General features: G+C 37.6%; 10 protein-coding genes, 4 tRNA genes and 3 pseudogenes. 8 read left to right on the forward strand and 9 right to left on the reverse strand.

Annotation, left to right across the window (positions count from 1 at the left end; translation table 11 throughout):
• Positions 1-106 precede the first annotated feature (106 nt).
• From fbaA to gloB, 8 genes and pseudogenes are all read right to left on the reverse strand, one after another.
• Positions 107-1184 (reverse strand): annotated as a pseudogene (gene fbaA, locus ACLKMH_RS00170) (class II fructose-bisphosphate aldolase).
• Positions 1185-1306: 122 nt separating this feature from the next.
• A pseudogene (locus ACLKMH_RS00175) lies at positions 1307-2465 on the reverse strand (phosphoglycerate kinase).
• A 467-nt stretch (positions 2466-2932) separates the two neighbouring features.
• The gene (locus ACLKMH_RS00180) at positions 2933-4246 is read right to left on the reverse strand and encodes a GGDEF domain-containing protein (RefSeq protein ID WP_413700376.1); all 1314 of its coding nucleotides are present in this window, start codon (positions 4244-4246) and stop codon (positions 2933-2935) included.
• Between the two features lie 13 nt (positions 4247-4259).
• Positions 4260-4625 (reverse strand): EAL domain-containing protein, encoded by a 366-nt coding sequence (locus ACLKMH_RS00185; RefSeq protein ID WP_413700377.1) that lies wholly within the window; start codon positions 4623-4625, stop codon positions 4260-4262.
• A gap of 93 nt (positions 4626-4718) precedes the next feature.
• Positions 4719-5426: a LysM peptidoglycan-binding domain-containing protein gene (locus tag ACLKMH_RS00190; protein ID WP_413700378.1), complete on the reverse strand. Its 708-nt coding sequence runs from the start codon at positions 5424-5426 to the stop codon at positions 4719-4721.
• Positions 5386-5652 carry a hypothetical protein gene (locus tag ACLKMH_RS00195; protein ID WP_413700379.1) on the reverse strand — a complete coding sequence of 89 codons (267 nt, stop codon included), beginning with the start codon at positions 5650-5652 and terminating at the stop codon, positions 5386-5388. Before ACLKMH_RS00195 ends, ACLKMH_RS00190 begins: the two co-directional genes overlap by 41 nt.
• On the reverse strand, positions 5624-6337 hold the full coding sequence (locus ACLKMH_RS00200; RefSeq protein WP_413700380.1) for a transglycosylase SLT domain-containing protein: 714 nt from the start codon (positions 6335-6337) through the stop codon (positions 5624-5626). The genes ACLKMH_RS00195 and ACLKMH_RS00200 overlap by 29 nt, the downstream gene beginning before the upstream one ends.
• 57 nt (positions 6338-6394) lie before the next feature.
• The gene (gene gloB, locus ACLKMH_RS00205) at positions 6395-7048 is read right to left on the reverse strand and encodes a hydroxyacylglutathione hydrolase (RefSeq protein ID WP_413702222.1); all 654 of its coding nucleotides are present in this window, start codon (positions 7046-7048) and stop codon (positions 6395-6397) included.
• Between the two features lie 144 nt (positions 7049-7192).
• Between gloB and ACLKMH_RS00210 the strand changes: the two genes are divergently transcribed.
• Positions 7193-7915, forward strand: coding sequence for a class I SAM-dependent methyltransferase (locus ACLKMH_RS00210; protein ID WP_413700381.1), 723 nt, complete (start codon positions 7193-7195; stop codon positions 7913-7915).
• Between the two features lie 27 nt (positions 7916-7942).
• Here ACLKMH_RS00210 and rnhA read toward each other — a convergent pair.
• Positions 7943-8403, reverse strand: a pseudogene (rnhA, locus tag ACLKMH_RS00215) (ribonuclease HI).
• Positions 8404-8578: 175 nt separating this feature from the next.
• On the opposite strand from rnhA, the gene dnaQ reads away from it, so the two are divergent.
• From dnaQ to ACLKMH_RS00250, 7 genes are all read left to right on the forward strand, one after another.
• A complete protein-coding gene (gene dnaQ, locus ACLKMH_RS00220; RefSeq protein WP_413700382.1) occupies positions 8579-9292 on the forward strand; it encodes a DNA polymerase III subunit epsilon in 714 nt (237 codons plus the stop codon).
• Complete coding sequence (locus tag ACLKMH_RS00225) at positions 9289-10371, forward strand: hypothetical protein (RefSeq protein WP_413700383.1); 1083 nt, start codon at positions 9289-9291, stop codon at positions 10369-10371. The genes dnaQ and ACLKMH_RS00225 overlap by 4 nt, the downstream gene beginning before the upstream one ends.
• Before the next feature lie 26 nt (positions 10372-10397).
• Complete coding sequence (locus ACLKMH_RS00230) at positions 10398-10532, forward strand: hypothetical protein (protein WP_413700384.1); 135 nt, start codon at positions 10398-10400, stop codon at positions 10530-10532.
• A gap of 182 nt (positions 10533-10714) precedes the next feature.
• A tRNA-Asp gene (locus ACLKMH_RS00235) sits at positions 10715-10791 on the forward strand.
• Positions 10792-10858: 67 nt separating this feature from the next.
• Positions 10859-10935, forward strand: a tRNA-Asp gene (locus ACLKMH_RS00240).
• A 170-nt stretch (positions 10936-11105) separates the two neighbouring features.
• Positions 11106-11182: transfer RNA gene (locus tag ACLKMH_RS00245), tRNA-Asp, on the forward strand.
• A 63-nt stretch (positions 11183-11245) separates the two neighbouring features.
• Positions 11246-11322: transfer RNA gene (locus tag ACLKMH_RS00250), tRNA-Asp, on the forward strand.
• Positions 11323-11590: the final 268 nt, after the last annotated feature.

Consider the following 11590-nt stretch of genomic DNA (forward strand, 5'->3'; position numbering starts at 1 on the left):
AGATATTGTTTTTATATGACTAAAATAATAGCTATCGGTTCAACTTTATTTTAGGCAAAAAAAGCCAGCAATTAAGCTGGCTGTATTTAATCGTAAAAAGATTAAATTATAGTACGTCTACTGCGTTTAAGTCAGCGAATGCTTTCTCAAGACGTGTCACCATAGATGATTGACCTGCGCGTAACCATACACGTGGATCGTAGTATTTCTTGTTTGGTGCGTCTGGGCCTGTAGGGTTACCAATTTGACCTTGTAAGAAATCACGGTTAGCGACTTCATAAGTGCGAACCACCATCCCAACAAGCCCACTGTGTATCTGTATCGATGTTCATTTTGATAACACCGTAACCGATAGACTCTTGGATTTCAGCTTCAGAAGAACCTGAACCACCGTGGAATACGAAGTTTAGTGCGTCAGATGCAATACCGTGCTTTTCAGAAACATATGCTTGTGAATCACGTAGGATTGTTGGAGTCAGTTTAACATTACCTGGCTTGTATACACCGTGTACGTTACCGAAAGAAGCGACGATAGTGAAACGTGGGCTGATTTTTGATAGTTCAACGTATGCATAATCAACTTCAGATGGTTGAGTGTAAAGTAAAGACTCATCCATATCAGAGTTATCAACACCGTCTTCTTCGCCACCAGTACAACCTAGTTCGATTTCTAGTGTCATACCCATTTTTTCCATACGTGCTAGGTATTTACTACAGATTTCGATGTTCTCTTCTAATGGCTCTTCAGAAAGATCAATCATATGTGAAGAGAATAGAGGCTTACCAGTTTCTGCGAAATGAGCTTCAGAAGCATCTAAAAGTCCGTCGATCCATGGTAGTAATTTTTTAGCGACGTGGTCAGTATGTAGAATAACTGGAACACCGTAAGCGATGACCATTGCATGAACGTGCTTAGCACCAGAAACAGCACCTAAGATTGCGACTTCTTGACCTTCAAGTTTAAGACCTTTACCAGCGTTAAATACTGCACCGCCGTTAGAGAATTGAATTACAACTGGCGCTTTAACTTTAGCAATGGCTTCAAGCACAGCATTGATTGAATCAGAACCAACAACGTTTACTGCTGGAAGTGCAAACTTATGTTCTTTTGCTACAGCAAAAACTTTTTGAACATCATCACCAGTGATAACACCTGGTTGTACAACGTCTAGAATCTTAGTCATGAGATATTTCCTATCTTAGTTAAATTAAAAATCTGTCTAATTTCTCGCGCCATTTTACACAAAAGAGTTGTAAAAAACACGCATAAAAAAAGCGAATCTGAATTCGCTTTTGTAGTATTATATTAATCGTTAGCTCGGGATTCTAACATGGTCACGGCAGGTAATGCCTTGCCTTCAACGAACTCTAAGAATGCGCCGCCACCAGTCGAAATATAAGAAACATCTGCTGTTATATCGAACTTGTCAATGGCGACTAAAGTATCGCCACCACCAGCAACAGAGAATGCACTTGATTCAGCGATTGCTTTAGAAATACCTGCAGTACCCGCTTCGAAGTTTTTGAACTCGAATACGCCAACAGGACCATTCCAAAGAATCGTTTTAGCGTCTTTTAGAATTTCAGCAAGTGCCGCAGTTGAATCTGGGCCTAAGTCGAAAATCATGTCGTCATCTTGAACGTCAGCAACGTTTTTGATTTCAGCTTCTGCATTTTCATCAAATGCTTTAGCGCAGGCAACATCAGTTGCAACTGGAATTGAACATTTAACCATTAACTCTTTAGCAGTATCAACTAAGTCAGCTTCGTATAATGATTTACCAACATTGTGCCCTTGTCGTCGCGATAAATGTATTAGCAATACCACCACCAACAACCAATTGGTCAGCAATTTTAGAAAGAGATTCTAATACAGTTAGTTTAGTAGAAACTTTAGAACCACCAACAATAGCCACTAATGGGCGAGCAGGATTATCCATTGCTTTACCAAGCGCTTCTAATTCAGCGACAAGAAGAGGTCCAGCACATGCAACAGGTGCATATACACCAGCACCGTTAGTAGATGATTGCGCACGGTGAGCCGTACCAAACGCATCCATTACGTAAACGTCACATAAAGCGACAAGTTGCTTAGATAAAGCTTCATCGTTTTTCTTTTCGCCAGTGTTAAAACGAACATTCTCAAGAACAACGACTTCACCTTCATTTACTTCTAAACCATTTAGGTAATCAGTTGCTAAACGAACAGGCACATCTAGTGCTTCGTTTAGGTAATCAACAACAGGTTGTAAAGAAAATGGTGCATTTTCTTCAGCAGAAGCGCCTTCTGTAGGGCGTCCTAAATGAGAAGTAATCATTAATTTAGCACCTTTTTCTAGTGCTAATTTAATTGTTGGGATAGAGGCACGAATACGCGCATCAGAAGTTACTTTACCATCCTTGATAGGCACATTTAAATCTTGACGAATAAATACGCGCTTTCCTGCTAAATCTAGATCAACCATTTTTTTACTGACATGATGTTTCCTTATTTAAATTTAAAAAACTATAGAATACTTATTTTGCCCAAATTATTTTAATAGGGCTTGTTTCTATAACACAGTCGTTTGCAATGTTTCTTAGATGCATTTGTGCTGGGAGTGCATTATAGACGAAAGTTTTTGTTACATCGATCACAATAGGCGCTAATTTACCTTTTTAGTAGGGGGAGGGTTTGATTTACATCACTTTCAGTTACTTTTTTTGAAAAAGAGTAATAAAAGTACATTTAACTTTCAGTATTTTCATCACTTTATGAAAGTCATGTAAATTTATCGTCACTTAACTAGTCATTTAACTAGCCACTTAATAACGAAAATAAATTATTAAGCACTTAATGAAAAGTCATTATTGCTTTTATTTTGTTTATCTAATGTATTTTTATTATGTTCATCTATCAATTTTTTATCGGCAATATAAAGGGAATTGCCTCTTATTTTTTTAGCCATCGATTTGGCATGGCTCGCCAATGCGACAACATCGTGATAACTCTTGCAAAAAGGAGGGGTAAAGTGACACAACCAATTGATAAACTCAGCATAGGAAAAAAGCGTTTTTGACCAAATCTATCGGAAGCAGAGATGCCTCCCATCATTTGATCTTCAGGTAAATAACGATGTCTCACCCACTCTTTAAAGGCTAATAATATTTCATCGCAAAAACTTTTCCATTGAGAATTGGTGGTAATGAAAATAAAATCATCGCCACCAATATGACCAATAAAATCCGATTCGTCAGTCAATATTTTACGTAGTATATCAGCGACCCCTGTAATAATTTGATCGCCTTTTTCGTAACCATAATAATCGTTATAAGGTTTAAAGTTATCTAAATCTAAGTAGGCAATAACAAAGGAAGACTGAGACTGAATAACTTGATCTAATTTTTTATTAATAGGCACATTGCCTGGTAATAAGGTAAGTGGGTTAGCATGACGAGCACTACTAATTTGTAAATTAGAGATCTCTTTAATAAGTGCCATTATTGAGCCAACACCATTGTAATAACCATTATCGGTAATAATAAATTCCAATGCTTTTTGTGCTTTTGATTGATCATTAATAGCATGGCTTGCTTGTTCGATAGCAAGTTGTCCTTCTAAAATTAAAATATTTCTATCAACCAAAGAACTAATGCTTTTTTTACCCGACAATTCGCGCCCATATTTAGAAAAAAGCAATTGAGTAAGACAGTTTCGACGAAGCAACCCTATTGGCCGAGATAAACCAGACTCAACAAATTCAACCACAGGAATACTTTCCCAGTCAGGATTTTGATTAAATAACAAGGCACTTTGTTCAACTGTTTCTAGCTCACTGATTGCTGGTATATTTTGTAATAAATCAGAAACAACAGGACTTTGCGCATCGACAAGCGCATTGCTTTTTTGAGTATAAAGCTGGAATATTTTTTTATCTAATATTCTTAATGGTAAGGTCGCGGGTTTAGCAATATAGAAACCTTGGCAAAAGGGTAAACCAATTTTATTAATAAAATTGAACTCATCCTCTGTTTCTATGCCCTCAGCTATCACTTGGCAATTTAACTCTGTGGCAATATTTTTAATCGATAAAACAAATTGTTGTTTTACTTTATCTGCGCCTAAATTACACATGAAATAACGATCTATTTTCACGTAATCAGGGCGAAGCTCATACCACATTCGTAACCCAGAATAACCTGAACCTAAATCGTCCATGGCAATTTGAAAGCCCATTTCTTTATAATGCTTTAAAGCTTCTCGCACGGCGTCATAATTTTCAAGTGGGCTGTGGTTCGGTTAATTCTATCACCACTCTATCAGGTGAAAGATTAGCATTTTTAAGCATCTTAAGGGTTTGACCAGCTCTAAAGCCTGGTTGAAAAAGCGTATCTGGGCTGGCATTTAAAAACAGCTTTCCAGACAGTTGTAGCTTTTGGAATTGTTGTATAGATAATTCACGACATAATAATTCTAATTCAACTAATCGACATTGTTTTGTGGCTTCTTCAAAGAGTATGACTGGAGAATGAAATGAGCTATTAATTGGGCCACGAATAAGTGCCTCATAGGCAAAGATATCACCCTGTTTATTTGCAACAATAGGTTGAAAATAAACAGTTAATTTTTTCTTTAATAATTTCATCAAGAGAAATTTGAGAGATAACAGACATAATACTTTCTTACCATTCTTAGTTTCTGGCAATTGTAGGAAAGTATTATGACAGTTTAATGACGCCTAACCGCGGGAATTATCTGCCTCTACGAATACCAAGAGCTTTTGTCCAGGTCGAATATATTTTTGGGTATGTAATTGATTCCAAATAACTAAATCATCTGTTTTTACATTAAACTTTTGTGCTATTTTTCCAAGAGAGTCACCAGAGCGAACATGATAAGTCAGTTTTCGGGCCCCTTGATTATTAGTAGTTGTTGTTTTCCAAATGGTCAGATTTTCTCCTAAGCGTAGAGTTTTATTGGCACTCATAGCATTCCATTTAGTAATTTCTTTAGTGGTTACTTTATAAGAACGACTAATATCCCAAAGCGTATCCCCTTCAACAACTTTGTGGGTTATTTTATGTTTACTGGTACGATTTTCATCTTCGAAACGTTTAGCTTGGCTATATAGATAATCCTGTTGTGCTTCATTAGCAATAGGTATTAATAATGGTTGACCAACTTTAATAAATGATCCATTAATATCATTAATTTGTTTTAAAACACTAGTGCTTGTGCCGTATCTTTGAGCAATAACACTTAAACTATCACCAGAACGCACTTTATAACGAGACCAGCGAATACGTTTATCTTTATCTGTTTGGTTGAGTACTTGATTAAACTCATCTGCAATATTGGTTGGAATTAATAACTTATGTGGCCCATCTGGTGAGGTTGCCCAATGATTAAATGCGGGGTTTAATAATTGGATTTCTGCGACGGTCAAATTCGCTATTTTGGCAGCTGTAGGCTAAATCTAATTGTGACTCTGTATCCACGTAGGTAAGCACCTGTGAATTTTCAATAAAAGGTAATTCAATGCCATACTCTTCATGGTGACGTAAGATATCAACAAGCGCTAATAATTTAGGGACATAAACCTCTGTCTCTTTGGGTAAGTCTAAATTCCAATAGTCCGCTGGTTTATTTTGTTTTATATTTTTTAACCGCACGCTCTACTCGCCCTTCTCCTGAATTATAAGCGGCGATCGCATATAACCAGTTTTCATCTAAATATTTATGTAATAGCTCCATGTAAGCTAATGCGGCTTGCGTCGAGGCATAAACATCACGACGCCCGTCATACCACCAGTCCTGTTGTAAACCAAAACGCTTACCTGTTGCGGGCATAAACTGCCATAAACCCGAAGCACTTGCTGGCGAATAGGCAAAGGGGTCAAAGGTACTCTCAACAATAGGTAATAGTGCTAATTCAAGCGGTAATTTTTTATTTTCTATTTGTTCAACAATGAGATATAAAAAAGGTTCTGCGCGTTTAGAAATTTGCTTTAAATAGTTAGGGTGGCGTAGATAATAATCTCGTTGTTTGGCGACGCGACTATTTTCATCCACTTCAAATTGAAAGCCATTAGCTAATTTCAACCAAAGGTTTTCATAGGTTACTTGATTGATTACTTCTGCTTTTTTAGGCGCAAGTGTGTTTTTGCTTTTAACTAGATTAGCTAAGCCCTCTTTTTCTTCAGGTATAATCTCATGAACCTGTGCATCAAAGGTGTCTTGCTGACCAACATATTGCTCAACAATTTGATTTGTTTGTTGTTCCGATGATGAAGTCGGTGCAGTTACTTGACAGGCAGACACCGTAAATAAGGCTAAAAAAGGCAAAAATAATTTCATAAAAAACACTCAAAAAAAGACGTGACGTACTTTAGCAAAAAAACAAACTTTACTCTTTTAAAAGTTATCTTTGTAATTTCGTAAAGCAGTGAATGTTTGCAAACCTGCAACAAGCGGTGTTGCTAGGTGATTCTGCAAATGATTGATGAGTGAGGGATCATCGCAACGCAAAAAGGGATTAATTGTTTTTTCAAGCCCAATTGAAGAAGGAATACTCGGTAATCCGAGCTGACGCTTTTTAGCAACTTGTTTAATATAAGCGAGTAGGGCTTTGTTTTTGGGTTCAATTGTGACTGCAAAAGCTAAATTACTTTCTGTGTATTCATGCGCGCAATAGACCTTTAGCTCATCGGGCAAGTGAGCTAGATGAGAAAGCGAGTCAAACATTTGCTGATGAGAACCTTCAAATACACGCCCACATCCCGCAGAGAAAAGGGTATCGCCACAAAAAAGCATCTCCTCGTTGAAATAAACAACATGATCTAAAGTATGCCCTGGCACTTCCATTACGTTTAATGATAGACGCCCTTCAAAAAAATCAAGCTGTTGCCCTTCCAGTACTTCAATCACTGACTGGAAAAGCTTATTTTTACTATATAACTTAATTTCATTACCTAGCGTCGATAAAATAGTTTCTACGCCTCCAATATGATCATGGTGTTTATGAGTGATAATAATGGCATCAATAATTAACGATTGTGAGCTAACAATTTCAAGTACGGGGTCGCGTCACCAGGATCAACCAAAATACAATGCTGACTTTGACTATCTTTAATTAGCCAAATATAGTTGTCATTAAAAGCAGGGATCGTTAATACATTAACCATAAATATTCTCTACGAGTGAAGTAAGTATATGAAGATAGCTAAAACCTCGCGCATTCTAACGCCCATTGAATCATGGTCGCGACTTCCGCACGGGCAATGTTTATTAAAACAAACACAGCAATATGTTGACAATGCAATTACGCGTTGTTTTGGCTATCATTTATTAAAATTAGGGCAACTTAGTAGTCAATTAAATACTGCCAAATCACCTATCAGTCATCAAATAAATTGTGCTCCTAGCGGTAAAGATATCGGCCTCTTTGCAGACTTACATTTATTACCTTTACTAGATTCTTCTGTTGATCTGTGCATCCTAGCCCATGAACTTGATTTCTCAAGCGACCCTCATCAGCTGTTGCGTGAATTAGATCGTGTATTAACACTTGATGGTACATTAATCATTAGTGGCTATAACCCAATCAGTTTGTTTGGCTTACGTTCACTATTAACCCCCAAAAACCAACATACAGCACGGCTATTTTTTCCTAACCGTGTGATTGACTGGTTGCACTTGCTTGGTTTTGAAATACAACAAAAGCAACTTTTTGATTTTCTATCCTGCCAATTTACCAATGTCTTTGCAAATTGCGTGGAAAGTATCGGGCAACGCTACCTCCCTTATTTCTGTAGTACCTATTTTATTGTCGCTAAAAAACAAAGTATTCCAATGACGCCGATTAAGTCTCCTTTCAAATTCAGCAAACCGATGATCAATCGCCAACCTATTGTTACTCGCCATCATAGGCGTTAGACGCCTTTAAAGATAAAAAGTTCTTTATTACCCGTTATAACCAATATCTTCCTGCGTTGGGTTGGCTTCAGCGACTTCTCTTGCTAAATCATCACAGCGTTCGTTTTCAGGATGTCCAGAGTGTCCCTTTACCCAATGCCACTCAACTTTATGTTTTTCTTGGGCGACATCTAATGCTTTCCATAGATCAACATTTTTGACCGGTGCTTTAGCGGCAGTTTTCCAGCCTCTTTTTTCCAATTATGGATCCACTGTGTGATCCCTTGACGGACATACTGACTATCTGTGGTTAAATCTACTTCACAGGGTTCACTCAATTGCTCCAACCCTTTGATACAGGCAAGCATTTCCATTCGATTATTCGTCGTAAGCTTAAAGCCTTCAGATAATTCCTTTCTATGCTTATTAAAAATCAATACGGCACCATATCCACCTGCACCCGGATTACCTAAGCACGAACCATCTGTATATATTTCTATTTTTTTCATTGTTATCTCATAAACCTGTACAGTTTTTGCTAAACTAAATTATTGTAAGATGACTCAATACTGATATTGATATCCTTAATTAGGATGTCACTTTTTTAAACTAAAGTGATAGTTACAGACAAAAATACAATAAGCCAAGTAAATACATTTCTACGAACTATAATTAGAGAGCGTCATGAACACAAGCAAAGACATCAGACAAGTCGTTTTAGATACTGAAACAACGGGTATGAATAAAGATGGCACACTTTATTTAGGCCACCGCATTATTGAAATTGGTTGTGTTGAAGTCATTAATCGTCGCTTAACCGGTCGCCATTTTCATGTTTATATTAATCCAGGGCAACCCAGTGACCCGGAAGCTATTGCAGTTCATGGTATCACAGATGAATTTTTGCAGGATAAACCAACATTTGATCAGATAGCTGATGAGTTCATTGAATTTATCCGAGGTGCAGACTTAGTTATCCATAACGCTCCCTTCGATGTCGGATTTATGGATCAGGAGTTTCGTTTTTTAAATAAAAAAACCCAACCTACTGAAGAAATTTCTACTGTGACCGATACATTAGAGATGGCTAAAAAGATGTTTCCCGGCAAACGAAATAATCTTGATGCGTTATCTGATCGTTTTGGTATCAATACTGAACACCGTGTTTTACATGGCGCTTTGCTAGATGCTGAAATTTTAGCTGATGTTTACCTACTAATGAGTGGCGGACAAGCTAAACTTAATTTAACAAGTAATGAGTCTGGTCAAGAGCCAACTGAGCGACAACCCAGAACTCAAATGTCTGCATTAACCGTTATCCGTGCAACAGAAGCGGAAGAAATAGCGCATAGCGAGCGTTTAAAATTAATAAAGGATAATCTGTGGCACTCTTCATGAAAATATTATTAGCTTCGTTATTAACGTTTTGTTCAATTATTTCTATGGCACATACTGTATTTGAGCCAAATGACATACCGTTATTAGATAATCGTTTCCGTATTGACCCAGAAACTGAGCAAGTAACTTTTATACTCAATCATAGCCAAGGTAGACAACGCATTGTTTTAGTGCAACCTGATGGTAGTAAGTTATACGAACAACGTCACCCCGATACGGTTTCTTGGGTAAGTGGCACAAAGCAAGACATGATCACAGTGCAAAACCCAATGGCTGGGCCTTGGCAAGCAATCGCTAAATTAGACGGAGAAAATCGTATAAAAATTATTAGCGATGTTGAACTCATTGTGAATCGATTACCTTTAAAGTTATATGCGAAAGAATACATCACGACGACAGCAACTTTGTTCGCAGATAAAAAACTTATAGAAAACCCTTCTTACCTTGAAGATGCCAAGTTATCTGTTTCCTTAATCGGTACAAATACTAAAAAAATGTCTTTATATCTAGATGATGGAAAACATTATGATGAATTGTCTTTTGATGGGAAATTAACCGCACGTTTATTTGTGGATCTACCTCCAGGCCGATATCTACTGAGTATTAGAACTAAAAATGATATTTTCATCCGTAGTGTTAATAAAGATGCAGTCGTCTTTCTAACCCCTATTACCTATAAAATATCTTCCTCAGGCGAGCAAAGAGACCATGCAAAAATATCTTTCAAATCAGATGCTGGTGAAATAGATCCTAATTCAATTAGTATCAATGGTGTCATTAAAGATGCTAGTGACAATATAGTGCAGCAAGTATTAATGCACAGTATTGATAATATTTCAGAATCAGGGGAATTTGAATCGACATACTCACTGGAATATGGCTTATATCATTTTTCAGGTCTTGCTTATGCAACAACCTTAGATGGCAGAGAAATAGAATTACAATTAGACAATCACACTTTTGAATTAGTGACTCCCTTTGTCTTACCTGAGATAACAACTAGTGACTCAGCCATGCCTTTAGAAGAAGGTGCAATTAGTACTGCCCCCCTACTTCTATTTTCAGTAATATATGGGTAATAATTGCAATCGCGAGCACTATTTTATTGTTAATTGTCGCTGTCATATTCTTTATATTAAAACGTAAAAAGAAAAAAGCGCTGAACTCTGAAGAGGAAACCGAAGAGCTTAATATCGATGATCTTCAACCTATGCCAATTGATCTGACGGAGAGTAAATAAACAACAGCTGTGTACAAAGTAGACGTTTAATAAATTTAAGCAATAATTATGCTATTTTTTTGTTTTTCACTGTTGACTCAGCAATAGCAACTACGTATTATCAGCGCCTCAACAAAGACACACCAAAATGTGACTTTGATTTAACTGAACGCAGTTAGTTTAAACCTAGGTTTAAGATGATTGGAGTGGTAGTTCAGTTGGTTAGAATACCGGCCTGTCACGCCGGGGGTCGCGGGTTCGAGTCCCGTCCACTCCGCCACTATCTAGCAATAGATAGCGGCTGAAGAAAATTCTGTTAAATCAATGTTGAAAATATATGCACAGCTGGAGTGGTAGTTCAGTTGGTTAGAATACCGGCCTGTCACGCCGGGGGTCGCGGGTTCGAGTCCCGTCCACTCCGCCAACGCATATTAGGTTTTTTCATACCTGTACCAAATACAAAATGATATTTTCTGAATTTATTACTTTTAATGAAGTTATAATTCAGATGGTTAGACTTCTTGTTTAACATAAAGGGCCTGTCACGCCGGCGTTTCGATGCAAAGTGATGTTTCTGAATGTAGTACTCGTAATGGAGTGGTAGTTCAGTTGGTTAGAATACCGGCCTGTCACGCCGGGGGTCGCGGGTTCGAGTCCCGTCCACTCCGCCAACGTACTATGTAAGAAATGGCTTATCACACCATATAAAGTGATTAAACTGTTACACACTCGGAGGAGTGGTAGTTCAGTTGGTTAGAATACCGGCCTGTCACGCCGGGGGTCGCGGGTTCGAGTCCCGTCCACTCCGCCAACAGTGTGTTATACAGTTATACCTTCAAAGCAATATCTTCAAAGAAAATTCTGATAAAAAATTCAATAGTTTCAAATCATAAAAGTAGTAGTTCAGTTGGTTAGCTTATGTTTTAAAAAAAGCGGCCTGTCACGCCAGTGCCGAAGGCACAAGTCCCGCCCACTCTGCCAACAGTGTGTCAATATACCAATCAGCTAAATAAATAGTCATTTTTGTTAGTTAAAAAAGCTAATGCCTGCGTTGCTTTCAATCCCAATAGCCAGCTATT

This window comes from Psychromonas sp. KJ10-10, assembly GCF_047323245.1.
In the GTDB taxonomy this organism is placed as follows: Bacteria; Pseudomonadota; Gammaproteobacteria; order Enterobacterales; family Psychromonadaceae; genus Psychromonas.